Raw genomic sequence first — 19,049 nt, 5'->3', positions numbered from 1 at the left:
TTGGTCGATGCTACGTCCCGCACGCGCTAGCTCGACGATCCGGCGCCGGTATTCCGGCGCATATGGCGGATGGGTTCTTGGCATCGGGGAACTCCTTCTCTCTTCCTCCCCAACACCGTCTACGAAAGCGGGTCAAGTCCATCCCAACATGTATCCCAAGTGGACTCCGACCCTACCCAGCGTGGCGCCCGCAACGTTCACGATTGTCACCTGTTGAATCTGGCAGGTGTTTGATGAGCCGCGACCTGTGCGAGAACTCAGGGTAGTCGCGCGCTGAGGGACGATCTGTAATCCGTGAGTTGAATCAACATGGCCTTGCCGATAAAAGTTATACATGGCCAAAGTTGCGCTGATCACCGGAGTGACGGGCCAGGACGGCTCGTATCTTGCCGAATTTCTGCTGAACAAAGACTACGAAGTTCATGGCATAGTGCGCCGCACGTCGAGCTTCGCGACGGGTCGCATCGACCATCTGCGGCGCGGTTACGGCGCGGGCGCCGCTGGTCTGCAACTGCACTATGGCGATCTGGGCGACGCGACCGGCGTGCGGCGGATCATCGAGCAGACGCGGCCCGACGAAGTTTACAACCTTGCAGCGCAGTCGCACGTGCGGATTTCCTTCGATCAGCCGGAATATACGGCTGACGTGGTCGGGCTCGGCGCGTTGCGCATCCTGGAGGCGATTCGCGATCACAATGTCCGTCATGGACGGCGGGTGCGCTATTACCAGGCGGGATCGTCGGAGATGTTCGGCCGGGTGGTCGAGAATCCGCAGCGCGAGGCCACGCCGTTCTACCCGCGCAGCCCGTACGCCTGCGCGAAGTGTTATGCGCATTGGCAGACGATCAATTACCGCGAGTCCTACGGGCTGTTCGCCGCCAACGGCATCCTGTTCAACCACGAATCGCCGCGCCGCGGCGAGAATTTTGTCACGCGCAAAATCACGCGGAGCGCGACACGGATCAAGCTGGGCCTGCAGGAGAAGCTCGGCCTGGGCAACCTCGACGCGCGGCGCGACTGGGGCTTCGCCGGCGATTTCGTCGAGGCGATGTGGCTGATGCTGCAACAGGACGAGCCGAGCGACTACGTCGTGGCGACGGGCGAGAATCACTCGGTGCGCGAGTTCCTCGAACTGACCTTCGCACGGTTGGAACTTGACTGGCAGAAGTACGTCGAGTTCGACGAACGTCATTTGCGGCCCGCCGAGGTTGACGTGCTTATAGGCGACGCGAGCAAGGCCCGCCGGCTGCTCGGATGGGAGCCGCGCGTGCGCTTCGAGCAACTGGTCGCGCTGATGGTTGACGCGGATCTCGAACTGGCGGAGCGCGAAAAGCGCAGCCTCGGCCGCTGAAGAACTTTAAGCCCTATTGATAACTTCCCCGCTGGCAGCTTGTAAGAACCAAGGCGAAATCAACGAAGCCTTGTCCCCGATGGCAACAAGAACTTAAATCGTCTAAGAATGGTCGCGTCACGGCTCGCCAATCCTCCAACGAGCAAGGCATTTACCAAATACGTTAAGTCCAACATTTCGTTGAATAGAGTCTCCTCATTTGGCTGGACTTTAATACTGTACCTTTTGATAAAATCGAGCCCCGCGAGGAGCATTACTTGAATCTGACGGAAATATGACCATTTTTCATCGATAATTTCCGGGGCGGGAAACCGCTCATGTCGATGATTCCGATAGAATCCGTGCATGTCCTCGCGGTCGTCTTTTACTTTCTCCGATAGTTCTTTAAATTACCTGCGGCAACTCATTAGGGCTAGCATTCTTCACATCCGGCATTTCTCGTATCTCGTTCCACGCACCCACAAGAGTATGCATTTCTGTTTTTAAGTCGGCGGTCCGCTCCTCCACGGACCTTAGTGAGCTTCCATCAAGCTCGAAATATTTTCATGATGGTCCCTGCTCAACAATGAAAGCGATTCGCTTTGCCGGCATGAACGTCGTGGCCGGCTTCAGATTCTCGCCCTCCGCTCGAAACATCTCACCGATGCCGGGAAGAATGAACACGGAGTCTTCGATCGCGTGAAGTTTAAACATATTTGCGGTACGCCGGTTATCTTCTTTCCGAAAGTGCTCGTACATCAGCACTTCGGGCAGAGCGAAGAGCCATCCCTTTTCAGTAGAATATCTTAGGCTCGCGGCGTTATTACCGTCCAGAAAGCTCTTGTCGAGCACGACAAGGCTAGAGGATGAAGACCTTTTAATTCCGAATGGAAATGAGGCTGTCATCTGTCTGCACTGCAAAGGTACTGTGTACGGTGGGCGTTGGTTCGTCTTGCGTCAGATCTTGGAGGTTGGGAATTTAAATAAAAAGATCCGGGATTCTTCGCTGCGCTCAGAATGACACAAAGTAACGTGGCCTTACTAAAAGTACCAATGTCGTCTGAGGGAGTCCGCGGTGATCCGCGATTCTTCGCGCGGCAGCCACGCACGAGAATGACAAAAGTGTCGTGTTGGTTTGGCACCAACGCGCGGAGAGGTTCGCGAAAGGATTTCATTCCCTAAGCCGGGGGGCGGGGGCCGAAGATGGCGCGGCCGACGCGGACTATAGTGGCGCCCTCCGCGATCGCGATTTCGTAGTCGTCAGTCATGCCCATCGAAAGTTCGCTGAGCGCGAGGCCTGAAGAGGCAGCCAACTCGTCGCGCAACTCGCGCAGGCGCGCGAAATAACGGCGGGCGGCGGCGGGTTCGGCGGTCTGTGGCGGCACCGTCATCAGGCCCGCGACTTCGACCTGCGCGCGAACGGCGTCGAGCAATTCCTCGGCATCGGACGGCGCAATCCCACTCTTGGCCGTCTCGCCGCCAAGGTTGATTTCGATCAGCGTTTGGACCCGCGGCGCGGGCTGAAGTCGCGCGAGGGCTGCGGCCAAGCGAGAATTGTCGAGAGTCTGGATAACGTCGAAGGTTTGCACGGCGGCGCGGGCTTTGTTGGTTTGCAGATGGCCGAGCAGATGCCAGATGGCGCCGGGGAGGCGGCCCAATTCCGCGCGCTTGAAGGCGGCCTCCCGCACGTAGTTCTCGCCAAAGTCGCGTGCGCCCGCGGCATAGGCCGCCAGTATTGCAGCGGCGGGTTGGGTTTTAGTCGCAAGCACGAGCCGGCACGAATCGGGCGGACGCCCACTGCGCCGCAAGGACGCGGCGATCCGGCCGCGCACCTCGTCGAGGCGAGCCTGAATTTCGGGGTCAGCCAGCATCGAAGCCTTGGCGGCGCAGCGCGGCGAGCACCTCAAGAACAGGCAGACCCATCACAGTGTCACGCGCGCCCGCAACAGTCGCGATAAAGTCCGCGCCGCCGCTTTGGATTCCATAGCTGCCGGCCTTGTCCAAAGGCTCGCCGGTCGCGACATAGGCGTCGATCGCGGATGGCGCCAAGTGGTGGAAAGTGACGCGGGCAGTGACCGGCGCGCTTTCGAGCAGGCGGCCGGCGCGGGCGATCGCGAAGGCGGTCACAACGGTATGGGTGTTAGCGGAGAGCGCGAGCAGCATCCGGCGCGCGTCGGCAGCATCGAGGGGTTTGAGCAGGATTTCACCGTGCAGTTCGACAATCGTATCGGCGCCGAGGACCAACGCGTCGGTCCGGCGGCGCGAAACGTAGAGGGCCTTCTCGCACGCCATCCGGAGGGCATAGGCCTCAGCCGCTTCGTGGTCGACGCGGGTCTCGTCGATGCCGCTCTGTACGATCTCGAAGGCAACGTCGGCGGCCGCCAGCAGATCTTTCCGTCGAGGCGAGGCAGACGCGAGTATCAGCTTTGGCGAGGCCATATTCGAGGATGTACCAAAAGAGTATGAAGTTCCGCACTTTGCCGCAAATCGCTCGGATTCTTAGTTGTTCTCCAGCCACCTTTCATTCTCTTCATCGGTCTGAGCATCACTATTCCAATTGAAATTAAGTTATGCTAGCCATCCAGGCGACGTTCGGTTCTGGACGCCCAGAGAAGCAACAAACTTATAAAAGAGGAGGGTTTTCAATGCGCGTTAGATTAACTCTGGCCGTGGTCTCGGCAATGATGCTCACCTTTTTCACCGGGGCTCAGAATTCAGCAGATGCGGCCACGACGGCCAAATTCACATCGACTCTCTCGGGCTCGAGCGGTCAGCATCCCACTCGATATCGACGGTGATTCTTGCACTACCGTGGGTGGGGTAACGATGTGTTCCGACCTCTCCGACTACAGTAATGATGCAGGCACGACCACGGGTGGCCTCGTCAGTGGAGCATTTACCGAACCAGGGGTGACTGAGGTTATTGCAGTCGCAGGTAGCGGATGCCTGATCAATAACAGCATCCAGAGCTGCACGTTGGTAACGTCGACGAACGCCTGCGAATACGCCTTCGTAGGGGGGAGTTTCACCACTCGAGATTCCACGACCGGCGACCTGTTGTTTGGCTTCTTTAACCCCGGCGGTAGCGTGTGTGTCGATTTCAGTGCATTCCCGTTTAATTTCTCATTCATCGAGAGCGGCACGATAAGCGGGGGCACCGGCAAATCGGCGGAATAGGGGTACGTTTACGAATAAGGGGAGGGGGGCAAGAGTTGAGCAGCGATTTGCAAGGTCACGTCTTCCAGTGGTTCACCGCAACCACAACGGGGACGGAGACTCACCCGTAGTTCTGGGGGGGCGGAGCACCCCGCCCCGCTTGTTTTGAGGACGTCGCGCAGATTTCTAGCTAAAAGGTTAAGATGGTCGTTGCATCGTCGAGTTATGAAACCGAGTTGGCGCGCAAGAGGGATTGCGGTCGTGACGGTTGCCGTCGCGGCGTTGATAGCGGCTGGCCTCAGCGCGCAACTGACGGCGGACGACGCGAACCCGGCTAGAGCTCGAACGGCGCCGTTTCGTGACGGCTATCGCGCGTGGCAGCGGCGGGATTTCGCGGCGACGATCGCGGCGATGCGGCCGGCGGCGACACAGCTTCCGGCGCTGGCTGATTACGCCCTCTTTTACCTTGGCGCGGCGCAGGCCGCGAGCAACGACTGGGCCGCTGCGGCTGCGAGCTACCGTCATCTGGCCACGGCCTACCCAGAGAGCGTGCTGGCCGAGACGGCGGAGGTCGAATACGCGCGGATGGAGCTCAAAGTGGGGCAGCCGGCGGTGGCGCTCGCAGCGGCGCGGAGCGCGGCTGATCGCGCGGAGGCGCCGGCGAACGAGCAGGACGCGCGACTGCTTGTGGCTCAAGCGGCTCTGGCGCAGGGCGACTTTCAGACTGTTTACGACGCGGCGCAGCGCCTGCGCGCGAAATATCCGCGCGGCGTCAACGATAGCGCAGCGCGCGCGCTTGCATATGGCGTTCTGGCGCAACATCCGGGGGTCGAGGGCGCACCACCGCTGTCCTATAGTCGCGGGGAAGCCGGCCTGCTGATCCGCGAAGGCGAGTTCGCCGCAGCGCTGGCGCAGGTGACGTCGGCGCTCGCGTTGGGACCGTCGGCGGCGGAACGCATCGAGCTCTTCTGGATGCGCGCCGAAGCGACGCGCGGCGACGAAGATGCTGCGCGGGCGGCGCTGACGCGCTATCTCGCGATCGCGCCGGCGGGAGCTCACGCCGTCGCGGCGCTGAACCGGCTCGCCCATTCCTATTGGCGGAGCGACGATACCGCGCAGGCGCGGCTTTATTTTCAGCGTGTGGCAGCATTGGCGACCGGGAATGAAGCGGCGGAGGCGATGTACGAGATCGGACGCATCTACGAGGATGACGCCGAACTCGAAGCGGCGCGCCGCGAATATCTTCAGATCATCACGCGGTATGCGGCGAGCGAGGCCGCCGAGCTGGCGCGTTTTCGCGCGCCCTTCCTGCAGTATATGCAGGGCAATTATGCGGCGGCTGCGGCGGGCTTCGCGGCGGCGCGCAGGACGATGACAGCGCCGGCGGATCGCGACGGCGCTGCCTATTGGCTGGCCCGGTCGCTGGAACGTCGCGGGGAGGCGACCGGCGCCGAGCAGATTTACCGCGCGCTCGCCGTCAGCACCGCGAGCAACTACTATCCGAGCCTCGCGAGCCGCAAGGTCGGGCTCGAGCCGGTGAGCCTGGCGCTCGCGGGCGACGCTGACACGACGGCGCGGGCGATTCCGGAGTCGAGCGGGACCGCGCAATTCCATCTGACGCGGATCGCGGCGCTGCGCGAGGTGGGGCTGCGCGAACTCGAAGCGCCCGAATTGCGCGCGATCGCAGACATCAATAATCTGGTGCTGCGCCGCTTCCTCCTGGCGGAAATGCAAGAGGTCGGCGCGTGGTATGACGCGATTCAACTGGCGAACACGATGGCGGCCGATGGCGAGATCGCGAGCCTCACGGCCGAGCGGGTGCGCTATCCGCGTGGTTTCTGGGAGCTGATCAGCGGGGAAGCGGGCCGCGGTCAACTCGACCCGTGGCTGGTCGCCGCACTGATTCGGCAGGAGAGCCTCTACAACCCGCAGGCGCGTTCGAGCTCGGACGCGCGCGGACTGATGCAATTGTTGCCGTCAACTGCGGAGCACTGGGCGCCGGCCGCAGGCCTGAGTTCGGCGGCGCTGGACCTTTATGATCCGAATGTCAGCGTGCGGATCGGCACGACTTATCTCAAAGGCCTGTTCGAGATGTTCGATGGCGATCCGTTCAAGGCGGTCGCGGCGTACAACGGTGGCGAACATGCGGTGGCGGCGTGGAACAGAAAGTACCCCGGTGACGACGATCAGTGGGTGGAAAATATCGAGTACCGCGAAACTCGCGAATATGTGAAAAAGGTCATCGGCGGGCAGCGCGAGTACCGGTTGCTCTATGCGCCCGCCGCGGGCGCCGTTGGATTCCCGCCAAGGGCGTCCGCGCCTGGCTAAGCGCGGCTGGGCGCGCAGTTGCTTTAAGTCTTTGCCGATCGGAAGCTTGGGGAACCTGTACGGAGAAACCTGCGACAAGGAGGGCTTGAGTTGGGCAAGAATAAGGGTTGGATTTACGGGCTATTGACGCTGGGGGGAGGCTTTCTGGGCGGCGTCGTCGCGATGCAATTGGCGCCTGCGGTTGCCAGCGCCGCGCACGGCGTCCACACGATCAAGGCGGAACAGTTTGTTCTAACGGACAAAAGCGGGATGCAGCGGGCGGCGCTCGAAGTATCGAAGAGCGGGCTTGCGGATCTCGTGATGTACGATGAAGCCGGGCATGATCGGACGGAATTGCGCGTCGCCAAAGACGGCGTTTCGACGTTGGGCTTTTACGATGAAAGTGGAGCGCGTCGCGTACTAATCGGCGCCGCGCCGGGCGGCCGCGACGGCGTCACGGTCTATGGCGGCAACGGCAAGCTGCTCGCGGGCCTGACGGTGGGCGACAACAACGAGGCGAGCCTCACGCTATACGACTCCAATACTGGGCTGGCGCGCGCCGGTCTCGGAGTGGATGTCACGGGCAGGCCGGCGCTCGCTTTGTTTGATAAAGAAGGGCACGACCGGGCTGAACTTCACGTCGGCGCCAAGGGCAAGCCGGGATTGGCTCTGGCGGATGAGAACGGCAAGTCGATCGCGGGTCTGCCGGCAACCGAAGCTCAGGCGCGGCAGTAGGAGTAAAGCGGTAGTGGGATTGAATCTGTGCAATGGGAGGAGTTGCGGCGCTGATAACGCCGCAGCTCGCTTTGGACTCGCAGAAAACTGGGGGAGAAGCGTAATGAATTCGCTGGCAAAAAAGGCCATCACACTGTTGGTTGCGGCGGTGATGGTGATCGGGATATTCGGCTGCTCGGGGCAGCCTTTGAGCACGCGCGAGAAGGGCACGGGTATCGGCGCCCTGGTCGGCGCGGGCACGGGCGCGATTATCGGCGCGGCGGTCGGCGCACCGGCGGCGGGAGCGGCGATCGGCGGCGCGATCGGCGGCGTGGGCGGTTTCGCCGTCGGCAATTATATGCAGAATCAGGATAACGCGCAGACGCAGACGCAATCGCAGATCCAGTCGCAGCAGAGCGAGATCGAAAATCAGCGCCGCCAGATTCAACAGCTACAGAGCCAGGGAGAAACCGAGTAGGCGGGGGTCCGCGGCGGACGCTTCGACGGCAGCGCGAACCCGCCGCTTTGACTGCTACTGCCGGGCTAAAGTGTCGCTAAAGACCGCGGCGCTGTGGCTTCATGTGCTGGCGGGCGCGGGCTGGATTGGAATTTGCGGCAGCTTCGTCTTGGCGTCGCTCGCGCTGGCTGGTGCGGCTACGGAGTTGCGGGAGTTCGCCGTCCGCACACTTCCGCTACTTAACCGACTCGCCGTCGGATGCGCATGTATCGTTCCGATTACAGGCATAATCAACCTGGCTTTTGCGGCACGCGCGCACAGCTACTCGCTGCCGCGACAGTTCGTGATCATCGTCACCGCGAAACTGCTGATTTTCTCTGTGATGGCGTGGGCGCTGGCGATCGTGATCGGCCGCGGCAAGCTGATCGGGTTGAACGACGACGCGAACGCCGAGCCTCCCTTCGTAATGCGCGAGCTGGCGCCTTGGTACGGATCCATCGTGATTCTGGGCGCGACGGCGCTGGTGCTGGGCTTGTGGCTCACGGGAATCTGATCGCTTACGTAAAAGAGGAATAGCAATCGGCGATGCAGAAGCCTGAGAAAATCACGGTCGGCGAATTCACTATCGCCTTTCTCTCCGATGGTATCTGGCGCAACGACGGCGGCTGCATGTTCGGGGTGGTGCCGCGCGAGTTGTGGCAGCGGGAGCATCCGGCCGACGAACAGAACCGTATCCGCCTCAATCTTACTTGTCCGCTGATCATGCGCGGCGGCGAAGCGATCCTGGTGGATACGGGCATCGGCAATCGGCTGGGCGCGGTGGAGCGGCGCATCTTCGCTCATGGAGAGGGCTGGCTGATCGATGGGTTGAGGATGCTCGGGATGGAGCCGGGCGATATCACGCACGTGCTGCTGTCTCATCTGCACTTCGATCATTGCGGCGGGATTGTGCGGCGGCGCGCGGCGGGCGGGTTTGAACCGGCTTTCCCGCGCGCGCGGATCTTTGTGCAGCAGGGTGAAATCGAAATCGCGCAGCGGACGCGCAACGAGCGGCTGCGCGCGGCCTATCGGCACGTCGCTGAGTGCCTCGCGCCGGTAGCGGGTTTGCTCGAAGGCGTGACCGGCGACGTCGAACTGACGCCCGGGGTGGTCGCGACGGTAACCGGCGGCCATACGAGCGATCATCAGATTGCCGTCGTGCGCTCGCAGGGGGAGGCTTTCGCGCATCTGGCGGATATCGCGCCGACGCGATCGCATATGCGCGGACCGTGGAATCAGGCGTTCGATCTAGACGCGTTGCGCACGATGGAGCAGAAGGCGTTCTATCTTGCGCGCGCCGTCGCAGAACGCTGGTGGGTATCGTTCGCGCACGATGAGCGCGTGTTCGCGGCGCGGGTCGAAAATGATCGCGGCCGGCTGGTAGTCGGAGAAAGCCTGGCGGTGAGCGAGGTTTTCGACGGAGGCTGAATTATGGGGTCTGAGATAGCGTCGAAATAATGAGGGCGGCGCGACAGCGACAAGCAAAGACCAGTCGCCAAATATGTGGATAACGCGGCCTCGGTGAAAAAGTTTGTCTTGCGTCATTTAATCAGCCGTACTTATACTCGACCAGAGGATGCGCTTGAGAACAGCACGTCCAACAATTTTCCTCTGCTGCGCCTGCCTGGCGTTCACTTAAACGGTGAATGGCTTTTGGTAATTCAGTCGCTTAACCAAGGAGTCAGCTGATGGCCGAGACCCTTACCTTCGAGCAGGTAATCCAGCGCGATCGCGCCGAGCGCGAGTCGAAGCAATGGAGCGGAACTCTGCTCGATTATCTTGAAGTCGTGAAATCGGATCCGACCGTCACCAAGATGTCGCACGCGCGCATCTACGACATGTTGATGACGACGGGGACGCGCAATATCCACGAGACCGACGATCCGCGCACCAAGCGGTTGTACAAAGACGAGCCGATCAAAGTTTACAATTTCTTTGCGGACGAGTTTTTCGGGATCGAGCGCACGCTCGCGCAGATCGTCCGCTATTTCCATTCCGCCTCACTCAAGGGTGAGGAGAGCCGGCAGGTGCTCTACCTGATGGGTCCGGTGGGCTCGGGCAAGAGCTCGCTGGTCGAGCGAGTGCATCGCGGGCTGGAAGAAGCGGCGCCGGTCTACGCGATCGTGGGCTGTCCTATGCATGAAGAGCCGCTGCATCTGATCCCGCGCCATCTGCGGCGCGAGTTCGAGAAGATGCTCGGGGTGAATATCGAAGGCGATCTGTGTCCGGTGTGCCGCTACCGGCTGAAGGAGGAATTCCAGCTACGCTACGAGGAGTTTCCGATTGAGACGCGGAATTTCTCGAAGCGCAACCGGGTCGGCGTCGGCGTGGTGCCGCCGGTGGATCCGAACAATCAGGTCACCTCGGTGCTGATCGGCTCGGAGGACATCTCGAAGCTGGATCGCTACTCGGAGGGCGATCCGCGGGTGCTCGAGTTGAACGGCGCGCTGAACGTCGGCAATCGCGGGATGGTCGAGTTCATCGAGGTGTTCAAGAACGAGACTGAGTATCTGCACGCGATGATCACGGCGACGCAGGAGAAGGTGATTCCAGCGCCGGGCCGTCACGGCATGGTTTATGTCGATACCTGCATCATCGCGCACTCGAACGAGGCCGAGTGGCAGAAGTTCAAGGCCGACCATACCAACGAAGCGATCCTCGACCGCATCGTGGTCGTCAAGGTGCCGTACAATCTGCGGCTGTCGGAAGAAGTAAAGATCTATCAGAAGATTATCCGCAACTCGGATTTCCGCGCGCACGTCGCGCCGCATACGCTCGAGCTGGCCTCGATGTTTGCGATCCTGTCGCGGCTCGAGCCGACCTCGAAGTGCGATCTGATGACCAAGCTGCGGCTTTACAATGGCGAGGAAGTGGTCGAGAAGGGGCGCACCAAGAAGATCGACGTGCAGGAACTGAAAGAGGACACCAAGCGCGAAGGCATGAACGGCATTTCGACGCGCTTCATCATGAAGGGGCTCGACAACGCGCTGTCCGACAACGTCACCGGCAACTGCATAAATCCGATCAATGTGCGCGAATCGCTGATCTCGATGGTCAAGGAAGCGGACCTCGCCGACGACATGCGCAAGCAGTACCTGGAGTTCCTGCAGGACACGCTGCACAAGGAATATCTGGATCTGCTCGAAAAGGAGATCACGCAGGCGTTTGTTTTCTCGTACCAGGAGCAGGCCGAAGCGCTCTTCCAGAACTACCTCGATCATGCCGAGGCCTTCGTCAACAAGACCAAGGTGCGCGATCGCAATACCAAAGAAGAGCTCGTGCCGGATGAGGGCTTCCTCAAGTCGATCGAAGAGCAGATAGCGATCATCGGCTCGGCGGCGGACGGCTTCCGGCAGGAGGTCATCGCGTATTTGTGGGCGTCCTCGCGGCGCGGCGAGAAGGTCAGCTATCGGAGTTACGAGCCGCTCAAAGAGGCGATCGAAAAGAAGCTGATGACCTCGGTGCGCGACATGTCGCGGATCATCACGAAGGCGCGCACGCGCGATGAAGAGCAGAGCGACAAGTACAACTCGATGGTCAAGAACCTGCTCGAGCACGGCTATTGCGAATCGTGCGTCGATGTCGTGCTGAAATACGCCGCGAACAATCTGTGGAAGGATTAGCCATTCGGTAAAGCGTCCAAGGGGCCCCGCCCGGCATTCCAGTTCGGAGTAGCCGCGCGGGGCTTTTTTGCGCGGACGCGGGGTGCAACGCACGTCGTTTCACTGGGTCGGACAGAGTATAATGTTGACTGGTGGTAGCGGGGACGAAGTATGAGCGACACGATTTTTCGCGAGTATCGTCCGTCGGAAGCTGAGCGGTCGGACCGTTCTGCGGGCGACCGCTTGCGTCATCGCGAAAAGGTTCGCGAATCGATTCGCGAGAATATCGCGGATATCATCGCCGAAGAATCGATCATCGGCAAAAACAAGGACAAGGTAATCAAGGTTCCGCTGCGCGGGATCAAGGAATACCGCTTCGTCTACGGCGACAATGCGCCGGGCGTCGGCACCGGGGACGGCAATGCGCAGCCGGGGCAGGTCGTCGGCAAGACCGGCGAGGGTCAGGGCAAAGGCGAGGGCAAGGCCGGGGATCAGCCGGGAGTCGATTATTACGAGACCGACGTTTCGCTCGAAGAGCTGATCGAGATTATGTTCGAGGATCTGGAGTTGCCGAACCTCGAGCGGCGGGCGCTGCGCGAAATTCCATCGGACCAATCGAGCAAGCGTAAGGGCTATCGCCACGTCGGCATCCGGGTGCGGCTGGACAAGCGACGCACGGCGCGCCAGCGCGTGACGCGGATTATGGCGACGCGCCGGAGCCGGGAACTGCAGGCCGCCGAGGACGCCGCCAACGGCGTAGTCGACGAGCAAACCGAGGAGCAGGCGCAACGTTTCCCCTTTCATCAGGACGATCTCCGCTACAAGCATCTCGAGATCGACACGCGCGAGGATTCCAACGCGGTGGTGATGTGCGTGATGGATACCTCGGGCTCGATGGATACGATGAAGAAGTATCTGGCGCGCAGCTTCTTCTTCATGCTGTACCAGTTTATCGCGACGCGCTATCGCAACGTCGAGATCGTGTTTATCGGCCATCATACCGAGGCCAGCGAAGTGACCGAGGAGGAGTTCTTCCACAAGGGCGAGGCCGGCGGCACGTTTATCTCGTCGGGCTATCAGAAAGCGCTGGATATAATCGCCGAGCGGTATCATCCGTCGTTGTGGAATATCTACGCGTTCCATTGTTCGGACGGCGACAATTTCGATTCGGATAATCCGGCGGCGCTGCGCACGGCGAAGGAGCTGACCGAGGTCTGCAATCTGTTCGGTTATGGCGAGATCAAGCCGCTCGGTTCGCGCTACTACGAATCCTCGATGCTGAATGTTTTCCGCCGGCTCGAAGCTGCGAATTTCCAGGCGGTGCTGATCGAGCGCAAGGAAGACATCTGGCCGTCGTTCAAGGCTTTTCTGTCAAAAGATCGCATCAAAGAATAATTCGCATCAAAGAAATAAATGGCGAACTACGAAATCCGCGAATTGGCCGAGTGGGACAAGCGGGTCCAGGATAAGGCCGCCGAATTCGGCCTGACCTGGTATCCGCAGGAGTTCGAGATCTGCGACCACAACGGGATGCTCGGGTACATGGCGTACTCCGGGATGCCGTCGCATTATCCGCATTGGTCGTACGGCAAGTCGTACGAAAAGCTGAAGACGCTTTACGATTACGGGGTGAGCGGGCTGCCGTACGAGATGGTGATCAACTCGAACCCGGCGATCGCCTACCTGATGCGCGACAACACGTTGTTGCTGCAGATTCTCACGATCGCGCACGTCTATGGCCACAATGATTTTTTCAAGAATAATTTCACCTACAAGTCGACGCGCGCGGAACTGACGATCGAAACTTTCAAAGCGCACGCGCTGCGCGTGCGGCGCTACGCCGAAGACCCCTCGATCGGGGTGGACAAGGTCGAGCACATCCTGGACGCCGCGCACGCATTGGCGCTGCAGTGCCGGCGCAACCTGGCGATCAAGAAGCTCAACCGCGAAGAACAGGTCGAACGCGCGCTGGAACAGGCGCAGCCGCGGGTCGATCCGTTTCATCGCGTGCATGCGCGGCCGCCGTTCAAGGAGGCGGAAACGCGCCGGACGCCGCTGGAACCGGACGAGGACCTGCTGCTCTTCATCCGCGATCACAATCCGTTTCTGGCCGGGTGGGAAAAAGATCTACTGACCATCGTGGACGAGGAGACGAAATATTTCCTGCCCATGATGGAAACCAAGATCATGAACGAGGGCTGGGCGAGCTACTGGCACAAGCAGATTGTCGAGTCGCTCGCGCTCGAGCAGGGGCTGCATCTGGAATTTATAGTGCGGCACAACCAGGTTCTGCGGCCGATTCCGGGGCAGATCAATCCGTACCATCTGGGCTTCAAGATCTGGGAAGACCTGTACCGGCGCCATACCACGCCGACTGCGGAAGAAATCAAAAAGTACGGCGCGCCGGTCAAAAACGGCAAAGAGAAGATTTTCGAAGCGCGCGAGGTTGAGCGCGACAGCTCCTTTTTGCGGCGCTATTTGACCGAAGAGTTGATGCGCGAGATGGACATGTTCGAGTACGAAGCGCGCGGCGACGAGTTGGTGATCGACAAGGTCTCGGACACGGAGGGCTGGAAGCAGGTCAAGGAGACGATGATCAAGAACGTCGGCGCGGGCTCGATTCCGGTGATCAAGGTCGAGGACGCCGACTTCGGCCAGAACCGCACGCTCTACCTGAAGCATTATCACGACGGCCGCGATCTGCAGCTCGAATATGCGGAGAAGACCATGGCCTTCGTGCAGCGCTTGTGGGGGCACGAATGCGTGCTCGAGACGACGCTGCAGGGCAAGCGTTCGCTGCTCTGTTTCAACGAGCGCGGCTTCTCGATGCGCGCGCTCAAGTAGCTCGTTCCTTCGTTTTCCCCTTTTTATGGTTGCACGACCCGCGTGGGTCTGACGAAATAGCGCAATAGGCGTTCGATGCGAGCCATGCTGGGCGGCTTTCGCTGAGCGCACTTTTCGATGATCACTCCAAAAGTGCAAATCCGGCGGCTGCGGCGGAGTTCGCCGGCGGCGCCGCGTTATCAAAGTGAGCAGGCGGCCGGATTCGATCTGGCCGCCGATCTCGACGAGCCGCTGACGCTCGGGCCGGGCGAGCGCGCCGCGGCGCCCACCGGGATCGCGATCGCGATACCCGCGGGCTTCGAGGGACAGGTGCGGGCGCGCAGCGGCCGCGCGCTCGCGGAAGGGCTCGCGCTGGTCAACGCCCCCGGCACGATCGACGCTGACTATCGCGGCGAAATCAAAGTTATCCTGATCAACCTCGGCGAGGCGCCGATCGTGATCAAGCCGGGCGAGCGGATCGCGCAATTGATTATCGCGCCGGTGGCGCGGGCGGAATTAATCGAAGTCGACGAACTGGAAGTTTCTCCGCGGGGGAGCGGCGGTTTCGGTCAAACCGGCAGGTAATCGCCGGGCGGTGAGGGGCCGGACGGTGAGGCTTTTGCTAAACTGGCGCGCATGAGTCGGGCTCCGCAAAACCATTACAGCGAAGAAGAGGCCGCGCTGCTGGCGGTCGGACCGAGCGATGGGCGTTATCGCGCGCGGACTCGCGCGCTTTCCGACTACTTCAGCGAGTATGCGCTGATTCGCTATCGCTTGCGCGTCGAGATCGAGTGGCTGATCGCGCTGGCCGCAAACCCGGCGATCGACGCGATGCCGGCGCTGGGGGCGGAGGCGCAGAAGCAACTGCGCGCACTCGCCGCCGAGTTCACAGTAGCGGATGCGCGGCGGGTCAAGGCGCTCGAAGCGGAGACCAATCACGACGTCAAGGCGCTGGAATATTTCCTCAAGGAAAAGCTCGCCGCAGGCGGTCCGCAGATCCCGCGCGAGATGATTCATTTCGCCTGCACCTCTGAAGACATCAGCAATCTCGCCTGGGCGTTGATGCTCAAGGAGTTCAACGAGGCCCATCTGATTCCTACGCTCGCGCGGATTGTCGAACGACTGAGCGAGATGGCGCGGGGCTATCAGGACGCCGCGATGATCGCGCGGACGCACGGGCAGGAGGCGTCGCCGACCACGCTCGGCAAGGAGTTCGCGATCTGCGCCTTTCGGGTCGAACGGCAGCTCACGCAGTTGCACCGGCAGGAATACCTGGGCAAGGCGAATGGCGCCGTCGGCAACTACAATGCGCATCGCTTCGCCTATCCGGCGGTGGACTGGATCGCGCATTCGCGTAACTTCGTCGAGGGTCTGGGGCTCACCTGGAATCCGCTGACGACGCAGATCGAGAGTCACGATTTTCTCGCCGAACTGTTCCACATCCTGATGAGGGTGGACACGATCTTGATCGGCTTCGCGCGCGACGTCTGGGGCTACGTGGCGCTGGGCTATTTCACGCAGCGGATCGCGGCGGGGGAAGTCGGCTCGTCGGTGATGCCGCATAAGGTGAATCCGATCGACTTCGAGAATTGCGAGGGCAATCTCGGCGTCGCCAACGCCCTGCTCGATCATCTGGCGGGGAAACTGCCGATCGCGCGCTGGCAGCGGGATTTGAGCGACAGTACGGCGATGCGCGCGATCGGAAACGCGTTCGGCCATATCGTGATCGGGTTGAACTCGCTGGAGCGCGGGCTGCAGAAACTCGAGCTGAACCCGGCGCGGCTGGCGGCAGACTTCGACGAGAACAAGTCCTGGGAGATCGTGGCCGAAGCGATCCAGACCATGATGCGCCGCTACAATCTCGAGCAGCCGTATGAGCGGCTGAAGGAGTTGACGCGCGGGCGCGCGGTGAATCGCGAGACGCTGGCGAAGTTCGTCGCGGGGCTGCCGCTCGACGCGGAGGCGCGCGCCGCCTTCGCCGGGCTCGAACCGCGCAATTACCTGGGCTTCGCAAAGGAACTGGTGGCTCGCTTTACGCCGCGTCCGGGTAAGTGAGCGATGCGGCTAGCGCCGCTAGCGCGGCGCTACGCCGGTTTCCAGCCCCACAGCGTCGGCGCGGCTTGTGAATAAACCGCCCGGATGTGGATTTCTGTAGCGCTCGGCAGGAGCGCGAAGTTTGGCCGGGGGGTCGCGGGCAAGTAAGATAAGGCATCTGAACCATCCGCTGCGAGGTTGCCCGTGGAAGATGCTCCGCAAAAACTCGAAATGTTTTACGAGGGCAAGGCCAAGAAGCTCTATGCGACCGGCGACCCGGACCTCGTTATCGCGTATTTCAAGGACGACGCGACCGCCTTCAACGCCAAGAAGCGCGGGACAATCGAGGACAAGGGCGTAGTCAACAACCGGATGTCGGAGTTGTTCTTCGGGTTGCTTGAGCGCAACGGCGTGAAGACCCATTTCGTGCGCAGGCTGAACGAGCGCGAGATGTTGTGCAAGCGGTTGCAAATCGTGCCGGTGGAAACCGTGGTGCGCAATATCGTGGCGGGATCGATGGCGAAACGGTTGGGCCGTGAAGAGGGCGAAGACCTCAAGTTCCCGATCGTGGAGTACTACTACAAGTCCGATCCGCTCGATGACCCCTTAATCTATCCCGAACATGCGATTTTGTTCGGATGGGCGACCGTCGACGAACTCAAGACCATTCACGACCTCGCGCTCAAGGTCAACGACATATTGCGGCGCTTTCTTGACGAGCGCGGAATCATCCTGGTGGATTTCAAGCTCGAATTCGGACGCCATAAGGGTGAGATTATCCTCGGCGACGAGATCTGTCCCGATACCTGCCGCTTCTGGGACAAGGCTACCCGCAAGAAACTCGACAAGGACCGTTTTCGCCGCGACCTTGGCGATGTCGAGGCCGCCTATCACGAGATGCTGCGGCGGGTGGAGGGCTGAGTGCGGGTGCGCATCTATGTCACGCCGCGTGCGGGAGTCCTCGACCCGCAGGGGCGCGCGGTCGAGAGTTCACTCAAGAGCCTCGGCTTTGCGGGCGTGAACGGGGTGCAGGTCGGGCGCTACATCGTGCTCGAAGTCGACGCGCCGACGCATGCGGCGGCCGGGGAAGCGGTCAAGCGGATGTGCGAGCAGTTGCTGGCCAACCCGGTGATTGAAGATTATCGCTTCGAGGTCGACGGCTGATGAAGTGGGGCGTCGTACGGTTCGCCGGATCGCTCGATGATAACGACGCGGTTTACGCGCTGCGGGAGGTGCTGGGTCAGGACGCGGCGTTGTTGTGGCATAAGGACGAACGCCTGGACGGCGTAGGATGCGTGGTGCTGCCTGGAGGTTTCAGCTACGGCGATTACCTGCGTTGCGGCGCGATCGCGCGATTCTCACCGATCATGAAGAGCGTCGCGCGCTTCGCCGCCGACGGCGGCCTCGTGATCGGGATTTGCAACGGCTTCCAGATTCTGTGCGAGGCGCATCTGCTGCCGGGCGCGTTGACGCGCAATCGATCGCTCTCGTTCATCTGCGAACGCGTGGCGGTGCGGGTGGACAACGCGGATACGCCCTTCACCTCGGCGGCGCGCGCGGGCGAAGTCCTGCGGCTTCCGATCAAACATGGCGAGGGCTGCTACGTCGCGCCCGAGGATGAGTTGCGGCAGATGGAGGAGCGCGGACAGGTGTTGCTCCGCTACGTCGATGCGGACGGGGTCGAGCGCGACGAGGCCAATCCGAACGGATCGATGCATGGAATCGCCGGTGTCGCCAACGAGCACTTCAACGTCTTCGGCCTGATGCCGCATCCGGAGCACGCGGTCGAGAAGATGCTGGGTGGCGACGACGGGCTCAAGATATTCCGTTCGATAATCGAGAGCGCGCGATGAGCGAGCGGCCGGCGGCGCTTGCGGGCGAGCCTGCGGTTGACGCCGCGCTGGCGCGCGCCCACGGTCTGAGCGACGACGAGTACACCGCGATCGTGAAGTTGATCGGGCGCACGCCGACGTTCACGGAACTCGGCGTGTTCTCGGTGATGTGGTCGGAGCATTGCTCGTACAAGTCGTCGCGCCGCCATCTCAAGCTCCTGCCGATGCACGGGCCGCGGGTGGTTGGTGGGCCGGGCGAGAACGCGGGCGCGATCGATGTGGGCGACGGCTGGGTCGCGGTGTTCAAGATCGAAAGCCACAACCATCCTTCGTTCGTCGAACCGCACCAGGGGGCGGCGACCGGCGTGGGCGGGATTCTGCGCGACATTTTTACGATGGGGGCGCGGCCGATCGCGAGCATGGACTCGCTCAAGTTCGGATCGTTCGAGCATCCGCGCACGCGCTATCTGCTGAGCGGCGTGGTGGACGGAATCGGCGGCTACGGCAATTGCGTGGGCGTGCCGACGGTGGCCGGCGAAGTGATGTTCGACGAAGGTTACAACGGGAATATCCTGGTCAACGCGTTCTGTATCGGACTCGCGCGCAAGGACGAATTGCAGAGCGCATGCGCGCGCGGCGTCGGCAACCCGGTTTTGTACGTCGGATCGGCGACGGGGCGCGACGGGATTCATGGCGCCAGCCTGCTGGCGTCGGCGGAATTCGATGCGGAGAGCGCATCGAAGCGTCCGACCGTA

19 protein-coding genes are annotated in these 19,049 nt (G+C 61.4%); 16 read left to right on the top strand and 3 right to left on the bottom strand.

The features are described from left to right. Positions 1 to 334 precede the first annotated feature (334 nt). Positions 335 to 1,351: a GDP-mannose 4,6-dehydratase gene (gmd, locus tag VKS22_11180; GenBank protein HLW71170.1), complete on the top strand. Its 1,017-nt coding sequence runs from the start codon at positions 335 to 337 to the stop codon at positions 1,349 to 1,351. A 543-nt stretch (positions 1,352 to 1,894) separates the two neighbouring features. Here the strand turns inward: gmd and VKS22_11175 are convergent. The 3 genes from VKS22_11175 to VKS22_11165 all read right to left on the bottom strand — a co-directional run bounded on the left by VKS22_11175 (position 1,895) and on the right by VKS22_11165 (position 3,769). Next, positions 1,895 to 2,236: a hypothetical protein gene (locus tag VKS22_11175; protein ID HLW71169.1), complete on the bottom strand. Its 342-nt coding sequence runs from the start codon at positions 2,234 to 2,236 to the stop codon at positions 1,895 to 1,897. A 272-nt stretch (positions 2,237 to 2,508) separates the two neighbouring features. Continuing rightward, positions 2,509 to 3,201: a YggS family pyridoxal phosphate-dependent enzyme gene (locus VKS22_11170; protein ID HLW71168.1), complete on the bottom strand. Its 693-nt coding sequence runs from the start codon at positions 3,199 to 3,201 to the stop codon at positions 2,509 to 2,511. After that, entirely contained in the window at positions 3,191 to 3,769 is a 579-nt protein-coding gene (locus VKS22_11165) for a Maf family protein (GenBank protein HLW71167.1), read from the bottom strand. Before VKS22_11165 ends, VKS22_11170 begins: the two co-directional genes overlap by 11 nt. A gap of 387 nt (positions 3,770 to 4,156) precedes the next feature. On the opposite strand from VKS22_11165, the gene VKS22_11160 reads away from it, so the two are divergent. From VKS22_11160 to VKS22_11090, 15 genes are all read left to right on the top strand, one after another. Beyond that, positions 4,157 to 4,507 carry a hypothetical protein gene (locus tag VKS22_11160; GenBank protein ID HLW71166.1) on the top strand — a complete coding sequence of 117 codons (351 nt, stop codon included), beginning with the start codon at positions 4,157 to 4,159 and terminating at the stop codon, positions 4,505 to 4,507. 240 nt (positions 4,508 to 4,747) lie between these two features. Continuing rightward, positions 4,748 to 6,814 (top strand): transglycosylase SLT domain-containing protein, encoded by a 2,067-nt coding sequence (locus VKS22_11155; GenBank protein ID HLW71165.1) that lies wholly within the window; start codon positions 4,748 to 4,750, stop codon positions 6,812 to 6,814. A 90-nt stretch (positions 6,815 to 6,904) separates the two neighbouring features. Further along, positions 6,905 to 7,528, top strand: coding sequence for a hypothetical protein (locus tag VKS22_11150; GenBank protein ID HLW71164.1), 624 nt, complete (start codon positions 6,905 to 6,907; stop codon positions 7,526 to 7,528). Positions 7,529 to 7,631: 103 nt separating this feature from the next. Continuing rightward, a complete protein-coding gene (locus VKS22_11145; GenBank protein HLW71163.1) occupies positions 7,632 to 7,985 on the top strand; it encodes a glycine zipper domain-containing protein in 354 nt (117 codons plus the stop codon). A gap of 70 nt (positions 7,986 to 8,055) precedes the next feature. Continuing rightward, positions 8,056 to 8,517: a hypothetical protein gene (locus VKS22_11140; GenBank protein HLW71162.1), complete on the top strand. Its 462-nt coding sequence runs from the start codon at positions 8,056 to 8,058 to the stop codon at positions 8,515 to 8,517. 32 nt (positions 8,518 to 8,549) lie between these two features. Continuing rightward, positions 8,550 to 9,431, top strand: coding sequence for an MBL fold metallo-hydrolase (locus tag VKS22_11135; protein HLW71161.1), 882 nt, complete (start codon positions 8,550 to 8,552; stop codon positions 9,429 to 9,431). Between the two features lie 260 nt (positions 9,432 to 9,691). Then, positions 9,692 to 11,626, top strand: coding sequence for a hypothetical protein (locus tag VKS22_11130; GenBank protein HLW71160.1), 1,935 nt, complete (start codon positions 9,692 to 9,694; stop codon positions 11,624 to 11,626). A gap of 150 nt (positions 11,627 to 11,776) precedes the next feature. Next, positions 11,777 to 13,000 carry a sporulation protein YhbH gene (yhbH, locus tag VKS22_11125; protein HLW71159.1) on the top strand — a complete coding sequence of 408 codons (1,224 nt, stop codon included), beginning with the start codon at positions 11,777 to 11,779 and terminating at the stop codon, positions 12,998 to 13,000. A gap of 18 nt (positions 13,001 to 13,018) precedes the next feature. Next, complete coding sequence (locus tag VKS22_11120; protein HLW71158.1) at positions 13,019 to 14,449, top strand: SpoVR family protein; 1,431 nt, start codon at positions 13,019 to 13,021, stop codon at positions 14,447 to 14,449. Between the two features lie 117 nt (positions 14,450 to 14,566). Further along, positions 14,567 to 15,013, top strand: a complete 447-nt coding sequence (gene dut, locus VKS22_11115; protein HLW71157.1) for a dUTP diphosphatase — start codon at positions 14,567 to 14,569, stop codon at positions 15,011 to 15,013. 51 nt (positions 15,014 to 15,064) lie between these two features. After that, a complete protein-coding gene (gene purB / locus VKS22_11110; protein HLW71156.1) occupies positions 15,065 to 16,483 on the top strand; it encodes an adenylosuccinate lyase in 1,419 nt (472 codons plus the stop codon). Positions 16,484 to 16,666: 183 nt separating this feature from the next. Next, a complete protein-coding gene (purC, locus tag VKS22_11105) occupies positions 16,667 to 17,383 on the top strand; it encodes a phosphoribosylaminoimidazolesuccinocarboxamide synthase (protein ID HLW71155.1) in 717 nt (238 codons plus the stop codon). Next, on the top strand, positions 17,384 to 17,626 hold the full coding sequence (gene purS / locus VKS22_11100; protein ID HLW71154.1) for a phosphoribosylformylglycinamidine synthase subunit PurS: 243 nt from the start codon (positions 17,384 to 17,386) through the stop codon (positions 17,624 to 17,626). It begins immediately after the preceding gene. Beyond that, on the top strand, positions 17,626 to 18,315 hold the full coding sequence (gene purQ, locus VKS22_11095) for a phosphoribosylformylglycinamidine synthase subunit PurQ (GenBank protein HLW71153.1): 690 nt from the start codon (positions 17,626 to 17,628) through the stop codon (positions 18,313 to 18,315). Before purS ends, purQ begins: the two co-directional genes overlap by 1 nt. After that, positions 18,312 to 19,049: AIR synthase related protein (locus tag VKS22_11090; protein ID HLW71152.1), on the top strand; the 738-nt coding region annotated here is incomplete at its 3' end. The genes purQ and VKS22_11090, both read left to right, overlap by 4 nt.

It is taken from the genome of Candidatus Binataceae bacterium, from assembly GCA_035308025.1.
Classification (GTDB): Bacteria; Desulfobacterota; Binatia; order Binatales; family Binataceae; genus JAJPHI01.
This window is presented reverse-complemented; position numbering and strand designations above follow the sequence as displayed.

Bases quoted from the DNA above. Each gene is read 5' to 3' on its own strand.
- gmd (HLW71170.1), top strand. From the start codon at position 335: ATGGCCAAAGTTGCGCTGATCACCGGAGTGACGGGCCAGGACGGCTCG.
- VKS22_11175 (HLW71169.1), bottom strand. From the start codon at position 2,236: ATGACAGCCTCATTTCCATTCGGAATTAAAAGGTCTTCATCCTCTAGC.
- VKS22_11170 (HLW71168.1), bottom strand. From the start codon at position 3,201: ATGCTGGCTGACCCCGAAATTCAGGCTCGCCTCGACGAGGTGCGCGGC.
- VKS22_11165 (HLW71167.1), bottom strand. From the start codon at position 3,769: ATGGCCTCGCCAAAGCTGATACTCGCGTCTGCCTCGCCTCGACGGAAA.
- VKS22_11160 (HLW71166.1), top strand. From the start codon at position 4,157: ATGTGTTCCGACCTCTCCGACTACAGTAATGATGCAGGCACGACCACG.
- VKS22_11145 (HLW71163.1), top strand. From the start codon at position 7,632: ATGAATTCGCTGGCAAAAAAGGCCATCACACTGTTGGTTGCGGCGGTG.
- VKS22_11135 (HLW71161.1), top strand. From the start codon at position 8,550: ATGCAGAAGCCTGAGAAAATCACGGTCGGCGAATTCACTATCGCCTTT.
- VKS22_11130 (HLW71160.1), top strand. From the start codon at position 9,692: ATGGCCGAGACCCTTACCTTCGAGCAGGTAATCCAGCGCGATCGCGCC.
- yhbH (HLW71159.1), top strand. From the start codon at position 11,777: ATGAGCGACACGATTTTTCGCGAGTATCGTCCGTCGGAAGCTGAGCGG.
- VKS22_11120 (HLW71158.1), top strand. From the start codon at position 13,019: ATGGCGAACTACGAAATCCGCGAATTGGCCGAGTGGGACAAGCGGGTC.
- dut (HLW71157.1), top strand. From the start codon at position 14,567: ATGATCACTCCAAAAGTGCAAATCCGGCGGCTGCGGCGGAGTTCGCCG.
- purB (HLW71156.1), top strand. From the start codon at position 15,065: ATGAGTCGGGCTCCGCAAAACCATTACAGCGAAGAAGAGGCCGCGCTG.
- purQ (HLW71153.1), top strand. From the start codon at position 17,626: ATGAAGTGGGGCGTCGTACGGTTCGCCGGATCGCTCGATGATAACGAC.